At 66.6% G+C, this 18,511-nt stretch carries 14 protein-coding genes; 6 read left to right on the forward strand and 8 right to left on the reverse strand.

Features of this window, described 5'->3' with window-relative positions:
- Positions 1-17 precede the first annotated feature (17 nt).
- The 3 genes from M3149_RS11010 to M3149_RS11020 all read right to left on the reverse strand — a co-directional run bounded on the left by M3149_RS11010 (position 18) and on the right by M3149_RS11020 (position 3,456).
- Positions 18-1,907, reverse strand: a complete 1,890-nt coding sequence (locus tag M3149_RS11010) for a propionate--CoA ligase (protein WP_251709383.1) — start codon at positions 1,905-1,907, stop codon at positions 18-20.
- Positions 1,908-2,075: 168 nt separating this feature from the next.
- On the reverse strand, positions 2,076-2,681 hold the full coding sequence (locus tag M3149_RS11015; RefSeq protein ID WP_251709385.1) for an isochorismatase family protein: 606 nt from the start codon (positions 2,679-2,681) through the stop codon (positions 2,076-2,078).
- 46 nt (positions 2,682-2,727) lie between these two features.
- Positions 2,728-3,456 carry a TetR/AcrR family transcriptional regulator gene (locus M3149_RS11020; RefSeq protein ID WP_251709387.1) on the reverse strand — a complete coding sequence of 243 codons (729 nt, stop codon included), beginning with the start codon at positions 3,454-3,456 and terminating at the stop codon, positions 2,728-2,730.
- Positions 3,457-3,590: 134 nt separating this feature from the next.
- Here M3149_RS11020 and M3149_RS11025 point away from each other — a divergent pair, with 134 nt between their 5' ends.
- Both M3149_RS11025 and M3149_RS11030 read left to right on the forward strand, forming a co-directional pair.
- A complete protein-coding gene (locus M3149_RS11025; RefSeq protein WP_251709388.1) occupies positions 3,591-5,198 on the forward strand; it encodes a 4-hydroxyphenylacetate 3-hydroxylase family protein in 1,608 nt (535 codons plus the stop codon).
- 64 nt (positions 5,199-5,262) lie between these two features.
- Positions 5,263-5,805 carry a C40 family peptidase gene (locus M3149_RS11030; protein WP_251709390.1) on the forward strand — a complete coding sequence of 181 codons (543 nt, stop codon included), beginning with the start codon at positions 5,263-5,265 and terminating at the stop codon, positions 5,803-5,805.
- Positions 5,806-5,867: 62 nt separating this feature from the next.
- Here M3149_RS11030 and lpdA read toward each other — a convergent pair whose 3' ends face one another.
- From lpdA to aceE, 3 genes are read right to left on the reverse strand one after another with little or no spacing between them, the layout of a single operon-like run.
- Positions 5,868-7,688, reverse strand: a complete 1,821-nt coding sequence (gene lpdA / locus M3149_RS11035; RefSeq protein ID WP_285886924.1) for a dihydrolipoyl dehydrogenase — start codon at positions 7,686-7,688, stop codon at positions 5,868-5,870.
- A gap of 10 nt (positions 7,689-7,698) precedes the next feature.
- A complete protein-coding gene (gene aceF, locus M3149_RS11050) occupies positions 7,699-9,396 on the reverse strand; it encodes a dihydrolipoyllysine-residue acetyltransferase (protein WP_251709392.1) in 1,698 nt (565 codons plus the stop codon).
- A 15-nt stretch (positions 9,397-9,411) separates the two neighbouring features.
- Positions 9,412-12,126, reverse strand: a complete 2,715-nt coding sequence (aceE, locus tag M3149_RS11055; protein ID WP_251709394.1) for a pyruvate dehydrogenase (acetyl-transferring), homodimeric type — start codon at positions 12,124-12,126, stop codon at positions 9,412-9,414.
- A 172-nt stretch (positions 12,127-12,298) separates the two neighbouring features.
- Between aceE and M3149_RS11060 the strand changes: the two genes are divergently transcribed.
- The 4 genes from M3149_RS11060 to M3149_RS11075 all read left to right on the forward strand — a co-directional run bounded on the left by M3149_RS11060 (position 12,299) and on the right by M3149_RS11075 (position 17,390).
- Positions 12,299-14,848, forward strand: coding sequence for a PAS domain-containing sensor histidine kinase (locus M3149_RS11060; RefSeq protein WP_251709396.1), 2,550 nt, complete (start codon positions 12,299-12,301; stop codon positions 14,846-14,848).
- Positions 14,845-15,471 (forward strand): response regulator transcription factor, encoded by a 627-nt coding sequence (locus M3149_RS11065; protein ID WP_251709398.1) that lies wholly within the window; start codon positions 14,845-14,847, stop codon positions 15,469-15,471. The genes M3149_RS11060 and M3149_RS11065 overlap by 4 nt, the downstream gene beginning before the upstream one ends.
- Before the next feature lie 61 nt (positions 15,472-15,532).
- Positions 15,533-16,387 (forward strand): bifunctional methylenetetrahydrofolate dehydrogenase/methenyltetrahydrofolate cyclohydrolase FolD, encoded by an 855-nt coding sequence (folD, locus tag M3149_RS11070; protein WP_251709400.1) that lies wholly within the window; start codon positions 15,533-15,535, stop codon positions 16,385-16,387.
- Between the two features lie 778 nt (positions 16,388-17,165).
- A complete protein-coding gene (locus tag M3149_RS11075; protein WP_251709401.1) occupies positions 17,166-17,390 on the forward strand; it encodes a hypothetical protein in 225 nt (74 codons plus the stop codon).
- A gap of 107 nt (positions 17,391-17,497) precedes the next feature.
- On the opposite strand, the gene M3149_RS11080 is transcribed toward M3149_RS11075, so the two are convergent.
- Together M3149_RS11080 and greA are read right to left on the reverse strand one after the other, a co-directional pair.
- Positions 17,498-17,953 (reverse strand): DUF4149 domain-containing protein, encoded by a 456-nt coding sequence (locus tag M3149_RS11080; RefSeq protein WP_251709403.1) that lies wholly within the window; start codon positions 17,951-17,953, stop codon positions 17,498-17,500.
- A gap of 20 nt (positions 17,954-17,973) precedes the next feature.
- Positions 17,974-18,450, reverse strand: a complete 477-nt coding sequence (gene greA / locus M3149_RS11085) for a transcription elongation factor GreA (RefSeq protein ID WP_251709405.1) — start codon at positions 18,448-18,450, stop codon at positions 17,974-17,976.
- Positions 18,451-18,511 lie beyond the last annotated feature (61 nt).

Here is an 18,511-nt window from a genome sequence, read left to right on the forward strand (position 1 = left end):
GGCCGCCGGGCGGGCCTTCAGCCCACGAGGTCGCGGATCTGCTGCAGCGCGCCCGGGTCGTCCATGGTGGTCAGGTCGCCGGGGTCGCGCCCCTCGCAGACGGCCTGAATGGCACGGCGCAGCAGTTTGCCGCTGCGCGTCTTGGGCAGCAGGCTCACGAAACGCACGCGCGCCGGGCGCGCCACGGCACCCAGCTGGCTGTCCACCAGCTTCATGATCTCGCCCTCCAGCTTGAGCTGGGCGTTGGCGTCGCCCAGCGCCGAGGCGTCCTTGGCCACCACGAAGGCCATGGCCACCTGGCCCTTGAGGTTGTCGGCCACGCCCACCACGGCCACCTCGGCCACGTTGGGGTGGCTGGCGATGCTCTCCTCGATCTCGCGCGTGCCCAGGCGGTGCCCGGCGACGTTGATCACGTCGTCGGTGCGACCCAGGATGTAGTAGTAGCCGTCCTCGTCGCGGATGCCCCAATCGAAGGTGCTGTAGACCAGCTTGCCCGGAATGCTCTTCCAGTAGGTGTTGACAAAGCGCGCATCGTCGCGCCAGACGGTCTGCATGAAGCCAGGTGGCGTCGGGCCCTCGATGACCACGACGCCCTTTTCGTTGGCGCCGGTCAGCTCCTCGCCGGTGCTTTCGTGCAGCAGCTTGACGCTGTAGCCGTACATGGGAATGCCGGGGCTGCCGAACTTGCTGGCCTTTTTCTCGACCCCGTTGGCGATCGTGAGGATGGGCCAGCCCGATTCGGTCTGCCAGTAGTTGTCGATGATGGGCACGCCCAGGCCATCGGCGATCCAGCGCGCGGTGGGCTCGTCGAGCGGCTCGCCGGCCAGGAACAGCGCCTTCAGGCTGGAGAGGTCGTACTGCTTGAGGTAGGCCGGGTCCTGCTTCTTGAGCACGCGCACCGCGGTGGGTGCGCTGAACATGGCCGCGACCTTGTACTTCTCGACCAGCTTCCACCAGATGCCGCCATCGGGGCGGATCGGCAAACCTTCGTACATGATGGTCGCCATGCCGGCGATCAGCGGCCCGTAGACGATGTAACTGTGGCCCACGACCCAGCCGATGTCGCTGGTGGAGAAGTAGGTTTCACCGGGCTCGCACAGGAAGATGTGCTTCATGCTGGCGGCCAGGGCCACCGCGTAGCCCCCCACGTCGCGCTGCACGCCCTTGGGCTTGCCGGTGGTACCGCTGGTGTAGATGGTGTAGCTGATGTCGGTGGCGTCGAGCCAGGTGCAGGGCACCTGCGCGCTCAAGTGCTGTTCGCGCAGCGCCGCATAGTCGTGGTCGCGCCCGGGCACCAGGCTCATGGGCGCCAGACCGCGGTTGACCAGCACCACAGACCTGGGCTTGTGCGCCGCAAGCGAGATGGCCTCGTCCAGCAGTGGCTTGTAGGCCACCACCTTGCCACCGCGCGAGCCGGCATCGGCGCTGACGATGGCGACCGGCTCGGCGTCATCGATGCGGCTGGCCAACGAGTGGCTGGCAAAGCCGCCGAACACCACCGAGTGGACGGCACCGATGCGCGCGCAGGCCAGCATGGCGAACGCGGCCTCGGGGATCATGGGCATGTAGATGAGCACCCGGTCGCCTCGCTTGACGCCCCGGGCCAGCAGCACCGCGGCCATGCGCTGCACTTCGGCGTGCAGTTCGGCAAAGCTGTAGACGCGCTCCTGATCGGTCTCGGTCGAGACGAAGATCAGCGCGTTCTGTTGCGCGCGGTCCTTCAGGTGCCGATCGACCGCGTTGTGGCACAGGTTGGTCTGCCCGCCCTCGAACCAGCGCGTGAACGGCGGGTTGTCGTGGTTGCAGACGCGCGAGTACGGGCGGTGCCAGTCGATCAGCTTCGCTTGTTCGGCCCAGAAACCGTCGCGGTCTTCGAGCGAGCGGCGGTGGAAGTCGGCATAGCCCATGCGGCGGTCTCCTCGGGTGGGGCTGGGGACAGGATGCTCGGCGTTTCTGAATTCTTAATTATGGAAAGCGGGCTTGCGTGGGCCTGACAGGGCTTACCCGGGGCTGCGCCCTTCGTCGGAGGGCGGCGCGCGACGCCCCGCCGGACAGGCTGCGCCCGCGCGCCGCGCTTATTTGATGAGCGCCTGTACCGGCTTGAAGGCCGGGTGCTCGGCCGTGCGCAGCCACTCAAAGGCCACCATCTCGGTGGTCACCAGTTCGGCGCCCGCGCCGGCCAGGCGGTCGAAGGCGGCGTCGCGGTTGCGTTCGCTGCGCGAGCCACAGGCGTCCGTCACCACCCACACCTCCAGCTCCTGCTCCAGCAGTTCGAGCGCCGTCTGCAGCAGGCACACGTGGGCCTCACAACCGGCGATCACGATGCTCGGTCGCTCCGGCTCGCGCGCGGCGGGCGGTTTCTGCAAGTGCTTGGGCAGGCTGCGCACGTTGCCGCCCTGCGGCCTGGCGGGCGGGCGCAACCAGTCCGCCAGGCCATCGGCCACGGCGCTGAAGTGCATCTTGGCCAGCGTCTTGCGGCACAGGGCGCGCAACTCGGGCGGGTTGGGCCCGAGCTTGTCGGGGTTCTGTTCGGTGCCCCAGGTGGGCACGTCGAGCGCCTGCGCCATCTGCGCCAGGCGCAGCGCATTGGCGAGCACCCGCGGGCCCTCGTGGATCGCGGGCATCAGGCGGGCCTGGTAGTCCACCAGCACCAGTTGGGATTCGTCGGCATCGAGCAGCATGGCGGTCCTGCGTGCAAAGGGGTCGGATTGTGTCAGGCCACGGGGCTCATTCGGCAAACAGGTCGCGCTGCTTCGTCGAGCCCGCGGCGGTGGCGGGGTCGAAGCGCTCGACCAGGCGTTCCACGTACTGCACGAACAGCGCCTCCGCCCCCTGGCCGAAGAGCTTGATGCGCCCGGTGTGCTGCAACAGCAGCAGGCCCATGCCGTGCGCGAACAGCGCGGCGTTCTCGCGCGCGGCTGCATCCGGTGGCAGGCCCATCTCCTCCAGCGCCACTTCACAAGGGCGCAGGGCGTCCATCAGGCGCTCGTTGAGCGCGCGGTCGAGCGCGTGTGTGAGCCCCCGAGGCGCCAGGCCATTGACGAGATAGAAGCCGAGATCGAGATCGCGCGGGTTGCGGGCGTAGAAGCCGAACCAGGCCTGCGCCTTGGCAGCCAGCGCACGCGCGGCCTGGCCCCTGGGCGCGCGGGCGGCCGCCACGTCGGCCTGCAGGCGGTCCAGCGACTCGGCAAGCAGTGCCGCGTAGATCGCCTCCTTGCTGTCGAAGTAGCTGTACAGCGCACCGGCCGTGTAGCCCGCCGCGCGCGCAATTTCGCGAATGCTCGCGCCCTCCACCCCACGCTCGGCGAACACCCGTCGCGCGGCATCCAGCACGTGGGCGCGCCGCGTGTCCGACATGGCGAGCTGGCGTTGCTGGCGCAGTTCGAGCTGGCGCTGTGCTTCGGCCTGTTCCGCTGCGCTGGGCACGGGCCGCAGTTCGTCGAGCTGTACGTTCATGTGGGCAGTGTACCGATGGAATCAACGCAGTTCGTGTAAATGAACTACTAGCAATTTATTGAACAGCGTTTAATATTTTGATGTCGCGATGACTTGATAAGCATCATTCAAAACCACGAACTGGAGACAAGAACATGAACTCCCTGAGCACGCCCGCCAGCCTGATGACCGGCGACGACTACCGCGAGTCACTGCGACGCTACCGACCCCGGGTGTTCGTGGACGGGCAGGCGGTGGCCAGCGTGGTCGATGAACCCGCGCTGCGACCGGGCATCAACGCCGTCGCCCTGACTTACGACTTCGCCCACCGGCCCGAGTACGCCCCGCTGATGCGGGCCGTGCAGCACACCAGCGGGCGCGAGGTGAACCGCATGACCCACCTCTCCACCAGCGCGGGCGACCTGCTCAACAAGCTCGAGGCGGTGCGCCTGATCTGCCAGGAGACCGGCTGCGCCCAGCGCTATCTCACGCATGACGCGCTCAACGCGATCGCCCAGTTGGCCGCACGGCTGGACGACGCGCAGGGCAAGACCGAGCACACCGCGCGCTTCCAGGCCTACCTGCACCGCGTGCAGGATCAGGACCTCACCCTGGGCGTGGCCATGACGGACGCCAAGGGCGACCGCAGCCGCCGCCCGCACCAGCAGGCCAACCCCGACAGCTACCTGCATATCGTGGAGCGCAACGCGCGCGGCATCGTGATCAGCGGCACCAAGGCCATCGTCACGGGCGCACCCTACATGCATGAGCTGCTGGTCATGCCCTGCCGCAACATGGGCCAGGCCGACGCCGACTTTGCCGTGTGCTGCGCGGTGCCGGTCGATGCCGAGGGCCTGACCATCGTGGCCCGCCCGGCGGGCCGTCCGGGCGAGAAGCTCGAGCACGGCGATGCACTCTTCTCGCGCAAGTACGGGCAGAGCACGGGGGTGTGCCTGTTCGATCGCGTGTTCGTTCCCTGGGAACACGTCTTCCTGGCCGGCGAGTGGGAACACGCCGGCCACCTCACCTACAGCTACGCCACCCACCACCGGCAGACCTGTATCGGCGCACGCGCCGGCTTCGGCGACCTGCTGATCGGCGCCGCCGCGCTGATGTGCGAGGCCAACGGCTTCGACCCCGGTGCCGAGAGCCAGCTGCGCGAGCAGATGGTCGAGCTCATCACCATCGTGGAAGGCTTCTACGCCTGCGGCGTGGCGGCCAGCGTGTACGGGCGCCGGGATGAACACACCGACGTGTTCATGCCCGATCCGGTGTTCGCCAACATCGGCAAGCTGCTGCTGGCCACGAAGATCTACGACATGCACCGCATCGCCCACACCGTGAGCGGCGGGCTCATCGTCACCCTGCCGGGCCCCGACGAAGACCACAACCCCGAGACCGCCGCCCGCCTGTCGGACGTGCTGCGCGCCAACCCCGACGTGCCCTACGAGCAGCGCATCCAGGCCGCGCGCTTCGTCGAAGATCTGACCGCTGGCTACCAGGGCGGCTGGTACAGCGTGATCAGCCTTCACGGTGGCGGCTCGCCCGCCGCCATGAAGCAGGAAATCTGGCGCCACTACCCGGTGGGCAACAAGGTCGATCTGGTCGAGCGGTTGCTGGAGCGTGGCGTGAGCAACGACCCGGATCGCGCCATCACCCGCAACCGCCAGCCCGGGCGCTGCTGCGACAGCGGCTGCAGCACACCGGGCCAGCCTGTGATGGTGGACCTGCCGGTGAGCACCAAAGCAACAAATTCCCGTTGAATCAAGTGCTTACACTGAATTTCTCGCTTGACTTGGCGGATTGCGCCCCCTACCCTCGCGCTCCATGAAGCGTTGCCTGTCCCTCCTCCTGCTGGCCGGTGCGGCCGCGGCCCACGCCGCGCCCGGCAACAGCTGGGAGGACATGGACAGCCTGCTCAACGACAAGGGCCTCATGACGCGGCTGGGCGAACAGGTGCAACAGGCCGGCGCCACCGCTGGCGACCAGGCCTCCAGCCTCGTCATCAACGCCCTGGCCTTCCTGGGCGTGCCTTACAAGTGGGGCGGCAACAGCCACGAGACAGGGTTCGACTGCAGCGGCTTCGTGCGCGCCGTCTACGAGCAGTCCGTCGGCAAGCTGTTGCCGCGCCGATCCGACGAGCAGGCCGCGGCCACACAGCCCATCGAACGCAGCGAGCTCAAGCCCGGTGATCTGGTGTTCTTCAACACCATGCGCCGCGCCTTCAGCCACGTCGGCATTTACGTGGGCGACGGCAAGTTCGTCCACTCGCCGCGCGCAGGCGCCGAGGTGCGCGTCGAGGACATGCGCGTGGCTTACTGGAACAAGCGCTTCAACGGCGCACGCCGCGTGATCGCGCAGGCCGAATAGCCTTGCCCGAACGACCATGAAAAAACCCGGCCGAGGCCGGGTTTCGTTCTTCCGGGCGCCTCTCAGCGCCGCTGCGGTGGCACGTCGGTGCAGCTGCCGTGCGCCACCTCGGCCGCCATGCCGATGCTCTCGCCCAGCGTGGGGTGCGGGTGGATGGTCTTGCCGATGTCCACCGCGTCGGCGCCCATCTCGATGGCCAGACCGATCTCGCCGATCATGTCGCCCGCGTGCGTGCCCACCATGCCGCCGCCCAGGATGCGGCCGTGGCCGTGAGCCTCGGGCGAATCGTCGAACAGCAGCTTGGTGACGCCTTCGTCGCGACCATTGGCAATGGCGCGGCCGGAGGCGCTCCAGGGGAACAGGCCCTTCTTCACCTTGATGCCCTGGGCCTTGGCCTGGTCCTCGGTGAGGCCCACCCAGGCCACCTCGGGATCGGTGTAGGCCACGCTGGGGATCACGCGTGCGTTGAAGGCGGCGGCCGCGAGATCGGGCTTGCCCTGCAGTTCGCCCGCGATGACCTCGGCCGCCACGTGGCCCTCATGCACCGCCTTGTGGGCCAGCATGGGCTGGCCCACGATGTCACCGATGGCGAAGATGTGCGGCACGTTGGTGCGCATCTGGATGTCGACCTCGATGAAGCCGCGCTCGGTGACGGCCACCCCGGCAGCGGGCGCGCCGATCTTCTTGCCGTTGGGGCTGCGGCCCACGGCCTGCAGCACCAGGTCGTAGGTTTGTGGCGGTGGTGCGTTTTCGCCCTCGAACGTCACCTCGATGCCCGCGCCCGTGGCCTTGGCCGCCACGGTCTTGGTCTTGAGCATGATGTTGTCGAAGCGCGGCGCATTCATCTTCTGCCAGATCTTCACCAGATCGCGGTCGGCGCCCTGCATCAGGCCATCCAGCATCTCCACGACGTCCAGGCGCGCGCCAAGGCTGCTGTAGACGGTCCCCATCTCCAGGCCGATGATGCCGCCACCCAGGATGAGCATGCGCTTGGGCACGCTGGCCAGGCCCAGCGCGCCGGTGCTGTCCACCACGCGCGGGTCCTCGGGCATGAAGGGCAGGCGCACCGCCTGCGAGCCAGCGGCGATGATGGCTTTCTTGAACGCCACCACCTGCTTGCTGCCAGTCTTCTCCTGCCCGCTGCCCTGCGTGAGCTCCACGCCCAGGTGGTTGGGGCCGACGAAGCTGCCGTAGCCGCGCACGATGGTGACCTTGCGCATCTTGGCCATGGCCGCCAGGCCACCGGTGAGCTTGCCGATCACCTTTTCCTTGTGGCCGCGCAGTTTCTCGATGTTGACGACCGGGCGGCCGAACTCCACACCGAGATCGGCCATGTGGCTCACCTCGTCCATCACCGCGGCCACGTGCAGCAGCGCCTTCGATGGGATGCAGCCGACGTTGAGGCAAACGCCACCGAGCGTGGCGTAGCGCTCCACCAGCACCACCTTGAGGCCGAGGTCGGCCGCGCGGAAGGCGGCCGAATAGCCGCCGGGGCCGCCGCCGAGCACCAGCACGTCGCAGTCGAGATCGGCTGCGCCAGCGTATGCGGTGGCTGCGGGCGCGGTGGCTGCGCGCGGTGCCGCCGGGGCTGGTGCAGCGGCCGCCGGGGCTGGTGTCGGCGCAGGAGCCGGTGCACCGGCTGCGCCGGTGGCGTCGAGCACCAGCACCACCGAACCTTGCTTCACCTTGTCGCCCAGTTTGACCTTGAGTTCTTTCACCACGCCAGCGGCCGAGGAAGGTATCTCCATCGAAGCCTTGTCGGATTCGACCGTGATGAGCGACTGCTCGGCTTTCACCGTGTCGCCGGGCTTGACCAGCAGTTCAATGACGGCGACCTCGTCGAAGTCGCCGATGTCCGGAACCAGGATGTCCATGAGTGCCATCGGGGTCCCCTTACAGCAAGACGCGACGGAAGTCGCTCAGCACCTGGCCCAGGTACGCATTGAAACGCGCGGCGGCAGCGCCATCGATCACCCGGTGATCCCAGGTGAGCGAGAGCGGCAGCATCAGGCGCGGCACGAAAGCCTTGCCGTCCCACACCGGCTCCATCTGGCTCTTGCACACGCCCAGGATCGCCACCTCGGGCGCGTTGATGATGGGCGTGAAGTAACGCCCGCCGATACCGCCCAGGCTGGAGATGGTGAAGGTGGCGCCGCTCATGTCGGCCGGCGAGAGCTTGCCTTCGCGCGCCTTGGCCGCGAGCTCACCCATCTCCTTGCTGATCTGCAGGATGCCTTTCTTGTCTGCGTCTTTCAGCACCGGCACCACCAGGCCGTTGGGTGTGTCGGCCGCAAAGCCGATGTGCCAGTACTGCTTGAGCACCAGCGCATCGCCGTCAAGCGAGCTGTTGAACTCGGGGAACTTCTTGAGCGCAGCCACGCAGGCCTTGATCAGGAAGGCCAGCATGGTGACCTTGATGCCGCTCTTCTCGTTTTCCTTGTTGGTGGCCACCCGGAAGGCTTCGAGCTCGGTGATGTCGGCGTCGTCATAATTGGTGACGGCCGGGATCACCACCGCATTGCGCGTGAGGTTCGCACCGCTGATCTTCTTGATGCGGCTGAGCTCCTTGCGCTCGATGGGGCCGAACTTGCTGAAGTCGATCTTCGGCCAGGGCAGCAGGTCCAGGCCGACACCCGAGCCGCCGCCGGCCGGGGCCTTGGCGGCCTGGGCCTGGGTCTGCACCGCACCGGCCATGACGGCCTTGGTGAAGTTCTGCACGTCGTCGAGCGTGATGCGGCCCTTGGGCCCGCTGCCTTTGACTTCCGCGAGCGGCACGCCGAGTTCGCGCGCGAACTTGCGCACCGAGGGCGAGGCATGCGGCAGGCCGAGCGGGGCCGCGGTGGGGTTGTGCGGCGCCGGGGCCGGCGCGCTGGAGGTGGCAGCCACCGGGGCTGCAGCGGCCGCGGCTGGGGCGGGTGCCGCTGCAGCGGGTGCGGCGGCTGCGGCGGCTGCGGCGGGTGCGGCGGCTGCGGCGGGTGCGGCTGCGGCGGGTGCGGCTGCGGCGCTGCCTTCCAGGATGGCCAGCAGGTCACCGATGTTGACCTTGTCACCCACCTTGACCTTGAGTTCCTTGAGCACGCCCGCGGCCGACGACGGGATCTCCATCGACGCCTTGTCGCTTTCCACGGTGATGAGCGATTGCTCGAGCTTGATGCTGTCGCCGGGCTTGACGAAGACCTCGATCACCGCGACGTCCTTGAAGTCGCCGATGTCGGGCACGCGCACCTCGACCGGGCCGCTGGCAGCGGGCGCAACCGACGGCGCAACCGACGGCGCGGAAACCGGCACCGGGGCCGCCGCAGCGGCAGGTGCCGGGCTGGGTGCCGCAGCAGACGCGGGTGCCGCTGCGGCGCCTTCGGCCTCCAGCACCACCACCACCGAGCCCTGCTTCACCTTGTCGCCGAGCTTGACCTTGAGCTCTTTCACCACGCCGGCGTGCGACGAGGGAATCTCCATCGAGGCCTTGTCGCTCTCGACCGTGATCAGGCTTTGTTCGGCCTTGACCGCGTCACCCGGCTTCACGAGCAACTCGATCACCGCCACTTCGTCGAAATCCCCGATGTCCGGGACTTGAACTTCAATGCTTGCCATGTCTGTCTCCGGCGCTCAGGCGTACAGCGGGTTGATCTTGTCGGTCTTGATGCCGTATTTCTTGATGGCCTCGGCCACCTTGGCCACCGGCACCGCCCCCTCCTCGCTGAGCGCCTTGAGCGCGGCGACCACGATGTAGTGGCGGTTGATCTCGAAGTGCTCGCGCAGCTTGCTGCGGAAGTCGCTGCGGCCAAAGCCGTCGGTGCCGAGCACCTTGTACGTGCGACCCTTCGGAAGGAACGGGCGGATCTGCTCCGCGTAGTTCTTCATGTAGTCGGTGCTGGCGACAACGGGGCCGGCGTGTTTTTCGAGTTGCTGCGCCACGAAGGGAACGCGCGGCGTCTCGGTGGGGTGCAGCAGGTTCCAGCGCTCGCACTCCTGGCCGTCGCGCGTGAGTTCGTTGAAGCTCGGGCAGCTGAACACGTTGGCGGCAACGCCCCAGTCCTTTTCGAGCAGTTCTTGCGCGAACAGGCTCTCGCGCAGGATGGTGCCGCTGCCCAGCAGGTTCACGCGCGGCGTCTTCTTGGCGCCTTCCTTGAGCAGGTACATGCCCTTGATGATCTGCTCTTCGGTGCCGGGCACGAGGCCGGGCATGGCGTAGTTCTCGTTGAGCAGCGTGATGTAGAAGAACACGTTCTCCTGCTTCTCCACCATGCGCTTCAAGCCGTGGTGCAGGATCACGCCGACCTCGTGTGCGAAGGTCGGGTCGTAGCTCACGCAGTTGGGGATGGTGCCTGCCAGGATGTGGCTGTGGCCGTCCTCGTGCTGCAGGCCTTCGCCGTTGAGCGTGGTGCGCCCACTGGTGCCGCCGAGCAGGAAGCCGCGCGCCTGCATGTCGCCTGCCGCCCAGGCCAGGTCGCCGATGCGCTGGAAGCCGAACATCGAGTAGTACACGTAGAACGGCACCATGATGCGGTTGTTCGTCGAGTACGACGTGGCCGCGGCGATCCAGCTGGCCATGCCGCCGGCCTCGTTAATGCCTTCTTGCAGGATCTGGCCGGCCTTGTCTTCCTTGTAGTACATCACCTGGTCTTTATCGACCGGCGTGTAGAGCTGCCCCAGCGGGTTGTAGATGCCGATCTGGCGGAACAGGCCTTCCATGCCGAACGTACGCGCCTCGTCCACCAGGATGGGCACGACGCGCGGACCCATGGCCTGGTCGCGCAGCAACTGGGTGAGGAAACGCACGTAGGCCTGGGTGGTGCTGATCTCGCGGCCTTCGGCCGTGGGGTCGAGCACGGCCTTGAAGGTCTCGAGCGAGGGCACGGTGAAGCTCTCGGTGCTCTTGGCGCGGCGCTTGGGCAGGTAGCCGCCCAGGGCCTTGCGGCGCTCGTGCAGGTACTTCATCTCCGGCGTGTCGTCGGCCGGCTTGTAGAACGGGATCTTCGGCAGTTCGCTGTCGGGGATCGGCACGTTGAAGCGATCGCGCATGTAGCGGATGTCGTCGTCCGAGAGCTTCTTGGTCTGGTGGGCGGTGTTCTTGCCCTCGCCGGCCTTGCCCATGCCGTAGCCCTTGACCGTCTTGACCAGCAGCACCGTGGGCTGGCCCTCGTGGTGGTAAGCGCGGTGGAACGCGGCGTAGACCTTCTGCGCGTCGTGACCGCCGCGGCGCAGTGCCCAGATGTCGTCATCGCTCATCTTGGCCACCAGCTCCAGCGTGCGCGGATCGCGGCCGAAGAAGTTCTTGCGCACAAAGGCGCCGTCGTTGGCCTTCATGGCCTGATAGTCGCCATCGAGCGTGTCCATCATGACCTTGCGCAGCGCGCCGTCCTTGTCGCGCGCCAGCAGAGCGTCCCACTCGCGGCCCCACAGGAGCTTGATGACGTTCCAGCCCGAGCCGCGGAACTCGCCTTCGAGCTCCTGGATGATCTTGCCGTTGCCGCGCACCGGGCCGTCCAGGCGCTGCAGGTTGCAGTTGACGACGAAGACCAGGTTGTCGAGCTTCTCGCGCGCCGCCAGGCCGATGGCACCCAGGCTCTCGGGCTCGTCCATCTCGCCGTCACCGCAGAACACCCACACCTTGCGCTGGCTGGTGTCGGCAATGCCGCGCGCGTGCAGGTATTTCAGGAAGCGCGCCTGGTAGATCGCCATCAGCGGGCCCAGACCCATGGACACGGTGGGAAACTGCCAGAACTCGGGCATCAGCTTGGGGTGCGGGTAGCTGGAGATGCCTTTGCCGTCGACCTCCTGGCGGAAGTTGAGCAACTGCTCTTCGCTCAGACGGCCTTCCATGAAGGCGCGGGCGTAGATGCCTGGCGCGCTGTGGCCCTGGATGTAGAGCAGGTCGCCCCCGTGGGTGCCACCGGCGTCGGTGTTGTCGGCGTGCCAGAAATGGTTGAAGCCGACCGCGAACATGTGCGCGAGCGACTGGAAGGAGCTGATGTGGCCGCCAAGGTCGCCGCCGTCGGCCGGGTCGAGGCGGTTGGCCTTGACCACCATGGCCATGGCGTTCCAGCGCATGTAGGCGCGCAGGCGGCCTTCGATTTCGAGGTTGCCGGGGTTGTGCGCCTCTTCCGACGGCTCGATGGTGTTCACGTAGCCGGTGTTTGCCGAGAACGGCATGTCCACGCTGTGCTGGCGGGCTTCTTCGAGGAGTTGTTCCAGCAGGAAGTGCGCGCGCTCGGGGCCTTCCTTTTCGATGACGGCGGCCAGCGCCTCCATCCACTCACGCGTTTCCTGGGCGTCCATGTCCCCGACCGCGCGGCCGTTGTTCGTGTCGTTTGCTGACATCGCTGTCTCCTGTGTTCGTGAATGCCGAGCTTACGAAGGCTGCCCGGTGCTGTCGCGGATTCTTTCACAGAGCGTCGGCGATTTCAATATGCGCTTCTACGTTTCATATCGTGAACTACAAGAGGGGCGCGACCGGCACCAGAGACCGCCGTCACGTAGACTCCTCCCCCTCATGGTTGCGCCGTCCACCCCGCCCCGCCCCGCCGCTGCCGCCCCCTGGTGGAAGCGCTGGTGGCGCCGGCTGCCGCCGTCGCGCCAGGACCGCTTTGCCACCCTGGGCCCACTGCTCGCGGTGCTGCTGTTCCTCTCCGCCATCGTGGTGGCCATCGCCTATCTGCGCTTTGAGGAGATCGACCGCGAGCGCGAGGCGGTAACGCGCGATGTGGAGTACGCCCAGCAGCGCCTGCGCCTTCGCCTGCTGGAGCGCCAGGAGCAGCTCATGCGCCTGGCGCGCGAGATCGACAACCAGGCCATCGACACCGAGGAGTTCGCGTTCCAGGCCGAGACGCTGGTCAGCCAGTTCCCCGAGCTGATGGCGATCACCTGGGTCGACGCCCGCCGCCGCGTGCTGGCCACCTACGCCTCGCCGAGCGCGCCGGTTGCCCTCATGCGCGGCATTGGCAGCGCCTTGTCGCCGGCAGAGACCGATGGCAGCTTCGACCTCGCGCGCGATCTGCGCCAGCCCATCTATTCGCGCCCGCTGAACAACGAGAACGCGCGCAGCGCCACGCTGATGCTGCAGGTGCCGCTGACCGAGCAGGGGCGCTTCGCCGGCACCGTGATGGGCGAATACTCGGTCGACGGGCTCATGCGCTTCGGCATGCCGCCGGAGATCATGGCGCGCTACGCGGTGGCGCTGCTGGACGACGGCGGCAACGTGCTCGCCGGCAGCCTGCAAAGCGCCGAACCGGTGCTGTCCTTCCTGCCCTGGTCCAACCCGTCGCTGGAGCACGAGGTACCGGTCTCGCCGGTTGGCAACGGCCTGATCCTCAAGGCGCAGGGTTACCGTACCTCGCAGGACATCGTGGGCTCGGGCTTCTTCTGGGTCATTGGCGCGCTGTCGGCGCTCACGGTGTGGATGCTGATCGGCACCTGGCGCCACACGCGCCGCCGGGTGCAGGCGCAGCAGGCGCTGATGGCCGAGACCAACTTCCGCCGCGCCATGGAGAACTCCATGCTCACCGGCATGCGTGCGCTGGACATGCAAGGCCGCATCACCTACGTGAACCCGGCGTTCTGCTCCATGACGGGCTGGACCGAGGCCGAGCTGGTGGGCCGCACCGCGCCCTTCCCCTACTGGCCCGAGGAAGACCACGAGCAGCTCCATGCGCGGCTCGAGGACGAACTGCAGGGCCGCTCCACGCCGGGCGGCTTCGAGGTGCGCGTGCGCCGACGCAACGGTACCATCTTCGACGCCCGCATGTACGTCTCGCCGCTGATCGACCCACGTGGACACCAGACCGGCTGGATGACCTCGATGACCGACATCACCGAGCCCAAGCGCATCCGCGAGGAACTCTCGGCCTCCTACGAGCGCTTCACCACCGTGCTCGAATCACTCGACTCGGCGGTGTCCGTGGCGCCGTTGGGCAGCGACGAACTGCTGTTCGCCAACAAGATGTACCGGCTGTGGTTCGGCACCCGTGGGCAGGGTCACCGCCACCTGGTCGACCTTGCGGGCAACCAGCCGCAACCGAGCCCGGACGACGGCGACGCCGTGGACGCTTTTGCCGGCATGCCGACAGGCACCCTGCCCGACGCCGGGGTGGAGAACGCCGAGGTGTTCGTGGAGGAACTCGACCGCTGGCTCGAGGTGCGCACGCGCTACCTCACCTGGGTGGACGGGCGCCTGGCCCAGATGGTGATCGCCAGCGACATCACACCGCGGCGCAACGCCGAGGAGCAGGCTGCCCGCCAGACCGAGCGCGCCCAGACCGCCAGCCGCCTGATCACCATGGGCGAGATGGCTTCCAGCGTGGCGCACGAGCTCAATCAGCCGCTTACCGCCATCAGCAACTATTGCAACGGCATGATCTCGCGCCTGAACGAGCAGCGCATCTCGCCCGAGGAGCTGCTCGCCGCGCTCGACAAGACCGCGCGCCAGGCCCAACGCGCCGGCCAGATCATCCAGCGCATCCGCGCCTTCGTGAAGCGCAGCGAGCCCAACCCCACCCTGTCCGACGTGCCGCAGATGGTGAACAACGCCATCGAGCTGGCCGACATCGAGCTGCGCCGCCAGCAGGTGCGCTTGACGCCCTACGTGGCGGCGCGCATGCCCATGCTGATGGTCGACCCGATCCTCATCGAGCAGGTGCTCATCAACCTGCTCAAGAACGCTGGCGAGGCCATCGCCCAGGCCAACCGGCCGCTGGGCGAGCGCAACGTGGAACTGCGCGTGGCGCCCCGCCGCATCGACGACCAGGACGTGGTCGAGTTCGAGGTTCGCGACTCGGGCAATGGCGTGCCTGATGAGCTGATCGAGCGCATCTACGAGGCCTTCTACAGCACCAAGAGCGAAGGCATGGGCATCGGTCTGAAGCTGTGCCGCAGCATCGTCGAGTCGCACCACGGCCGGATGCGGGTTGAGAATCTCTACAATGGCGCTGATGTGACCGGGTGCTGCTTCAGCTTCTGGATCCCCGTCACGTCGCGTCTGCAACCCCAGGGCTCGCCGGACATTGCCGCCAACGAGCCACTGAAGGACACCGAGAGAGCGAGATGAGCCTGATTCCCAAGAAGGGCACCGTGTACGTCGTCGACGACGACGAGGCCGTGCGAGATTCCCTCCAGTGGCTGCTCGAGGGCAAGGACTTTCGGGTCCGCTGCTTCGAATCGGCAGAAGCCTTCCTCTCACGCTATGACGCGCGCGAAGTGGCCTGCCTGATTGCCGATATCCGCATGGGCGGCATGACCGGCATGGAACTGCAGGACCGGCTGATCGAGCGCCAGTCGCCACTGCCCATCGTCTTCATCACCGGCCACGGTGACGTGCCCATGGCGGTGGACTCCATGAAAAAGGGCGCGCTGGACTTCATTCAGAAGCCCTTCAAGGAAGACCAGCTGCTGGCCCTGGTGGAGCGCATGCTGGAGCACGCGCGCGAGGCCTTTGCCACCCACCAGCAGGCAGCCAGCCGCGACGCGCTGCTGGCCAAGCTAACCGGGCGCGAATCGCAGGTGCTCGAACGCATCGTCGCCGGCAGGCTTAACAAGCAGATCGCCGACGACCTGGGCATCAGCATCAAGACCGTCGAGGCGCACCGCGCAAACATCATGGAAAAGCTCGGCGCCAACACCGTCGCCGACCTGCTCAAGATCGCACTGGGCCAGTCGCCCGCCAAGGTCTGACCCACCCACCCCACCCAGCGCCCGCCACTTCGGCGGGCGTTTCGTTTTCCGAGACCCCGACATGACCGCACAACTCATCGACGGCAATGCCCTCTCCCGCCAACTCCGCGCCGACGTTGCCGCGCGCGTGCAGGCCCTCAAGGCGCGCGGCGTCACGCCCGGGCTGGCGGTCATCCTGGTGGGCGACAACCAGGCCTCGCAGGTCTACGTGCGAAACAAGGTCAAGGCCTGCGAAGACACCGGCATGCACTCGGTGCTGGAGACCTGGCCGGCCAGCATGAGCGAGCCCGAGTTGCTGGCCCGCGTGGACGCCCTCAACAACGACCCCACCATCCACGGCATCCTCGTGCAGTTGCCACTGCCCGCGCACATCGACGCGCAAAAAGTCATCGAAGCCATCTCCCCCGCCAAGGACGTGGACGGCTTCCACGTGGCCAGCGCCGGCGCCCTCATGACCGGCCTGCCCGGCTTCTGGCCCTGCACGCCACACGGCTGCATGAAGATGCTGGAGCACATCGGCTACGACCTTCGCGGCAAACACGCCGTCGTCATCGGCCGCAGCAACATCGTGGGCAAACCCATGGCCCTCATGCTGCTGCAGGCCAACGCCACCGTCACCATCTGCCACAGCGGCACGAAGGATCTCGCCGCCCACACACGCCAGGCTGACGTTATCGTGGCCGCCGTGGGCAAGCGCAACGTGCTCACCGCCGACATGGTCAAACCCGGTGCCGTGGTCATCGACGTCGGCATGAACCGCAACGAAGCCGGCAAGCTCTGCGGCGATGTGGACTTCGACGGTGTGAAGGAAGTGGCCAGCTGGATCACGCCCGTGCCCGGCGGCGTCGGGCCCATGACCATCACGATGCTGATGGCGAATACGCTGGAATCGGCGGAGCGCGGCGCAGGCGCATGACTTTGCTCACGATCTGTCGAGCCGCCCGTTTATTGCGGGAGGATCAGGCAGATTTGAGAGCCGAGGAATCAAGCGCAAGGTTGGATGAAACCCGCCAATCCGGGTGTGGAACAGCGCTGACCTGGTATGGCACTTTTCTCGGCGACGAACTCCCATGACAATGCCTTCGCGCATTTGCGCGTACGCCTATGGCCGCGACCTTCCCCCTCGAGGCAGGTCACCAGCCCACTCTCGGTAACGGAAATACTTCCTCGTCAACACGGCCTCTACGAAATCCGGACAGGTTCATCTTGTGAGAACGACCAGGGATCAAGACGCCGAGAATCGGCTCGTATCCAAGCTCAATATGCTTTCGGCTGAGCAGTTGACCGAAGTAATTGACTTTGTGGACTTCTTGGCAAACAAGGCCCGCAAGCGCGATGCGATCGATCGCTTGCTGGCACCAGCACCTCCTTTGAAGCCTGACCGTGGCACGCCTCAAATGAAGAGAAAGCCAAAACCGAGGCAAGAGTCGCGATAGCAGAAAGCGACGCGCACCCACGACGAGAAGCAGGAGCACTGTTCGTAGCAGCCCATTCGTGGCGGATGAGGTGTTTCCAAACCAACCAAATCGAAGCACGACACCCGGCGTTTTTGCAGGTGCTAGAGGCTAAGCCCGTAGCATGCTTATCAAGCCTTACAACACGCGGCGCCAGCGTGTGTCCATGAGATCACAATCTGTGATCTCATGCGCAATCTGCTGCGTGGGTAGGTCTACAGTTACCGAGTGCCGACACGCATGGAGCACGTGATTCAACTGCAAATCGAGAAACTTCCTGGTGACCTGTACCTGGCGACAAGCAGGGACGTACAGGGGCTGTTAGCTATGGGCCACTCTGTTCTAGAGACATTGGAAATCGCGCGGGATGTGGCCAGAAAATTGCTGGAAGTGCAATCGATCGATGCCACCGAGCTACAGCCCATACCCGAGAGGTTCGACTACCCCTTGATCGTGGCAATTTGAGGTTGACACCCATCGGGCTTTCAAACTTCAACCCCATCCAACAGGTCAACCCGTTAAGACCGAAGATCCATGACCGCCAACCCGGAGACAGAATTGGCAGTTCCCACCTAGTGAGCGGTGGTACTGCCCCCCGTCGGGGCGGAGACAGCCGCGGGTCTGCTCAACCACCACAGCAGAGCCCCGCTGCAAAGCCACTGCCCCAACACCAGCGCGCTGCCCACGCCGTGCCAGAGCTTCAGGTTGCCGCCACTGGCGCGGGCGGTGACGATCTTCTGCGCGACGGCGAATTCCTGCAGCAGCGCCATGGCCATGGCGGCGCAGATGAGGCCGATCAAAGGGTAGGACGAAGGGCTCGGCCCGCCCTGGCGCACCAGCGCCAGCAGCACAACGCCGATCACAAGGCCGGCCTGGCACTGCAGGGAAAACAGCTTGGCGGCCACGGGGCCGGCAACGGCGGGGTTGCCCAGCGTGGCGAACAGCGTGGGCACGGCCAGGAAGCTCAGGGCCGTGATGCCGCCCCACCACAGGGCGGCGAGCAGCAGGGCCTGGCGCTGGAACCGCATGGTGCTACGCCAAGGGTTCGTCAGGCGTAGCGCACGGCCACGATCTCGTAGCGGCGCGTGCCGCCCGGGGCCTGCACCTCGGCAGTGTCGCCCTCTTCCTTGCCGATGAGCGCTCGCGCAATCGGGCTGCTGATGTTGATGAGGCCCTGCTTCAGATCGGCCTCGTCTTCGCCGACGATCTGGTAGGTCACAGCGGCGCCGCTGTCTTCGTCCTCCAGCTCCACGGTGGCGCCGAACACCACCTTGCCACCCGCGTCCAGCACCGACGGGTCGATGATCTGGGCGGCCGAGAGCTTGCCTTCGATCTCGGCGATGCGGCCCTCGATGAAGCCCTGCCGGTCCTTGGCGGCGTCGTACTCGGCGTTCTCGCTCAGGTCGCCCTGCGCACGCGCTTCGGCAATGGCGTTGATCACCGCCGGGCGGTCCACGGTCTTCAAGCGGTGCAGCTCTTCCTTGAGCTTTTCGGCACCGCGCTTGGTGATGGGAATGGTGGCCATGGCTTGACTCCTTGATTGCCGCACCGCTGGCGGCAGCACAAAAGCAAACCGCCGGGCGTTG

The sequence above is a fragment of the Hydrogenophaga intermedia genome (assembly GCF_023715105.1).
Taxonomy (GTDB): Bacteria; Pseudomonadota; Gammaproteobacteria; order Burkholderiales; family Burkholderiaceae_C; genus Hydrogenophaga; species Hydrogenophaga intermedia_A.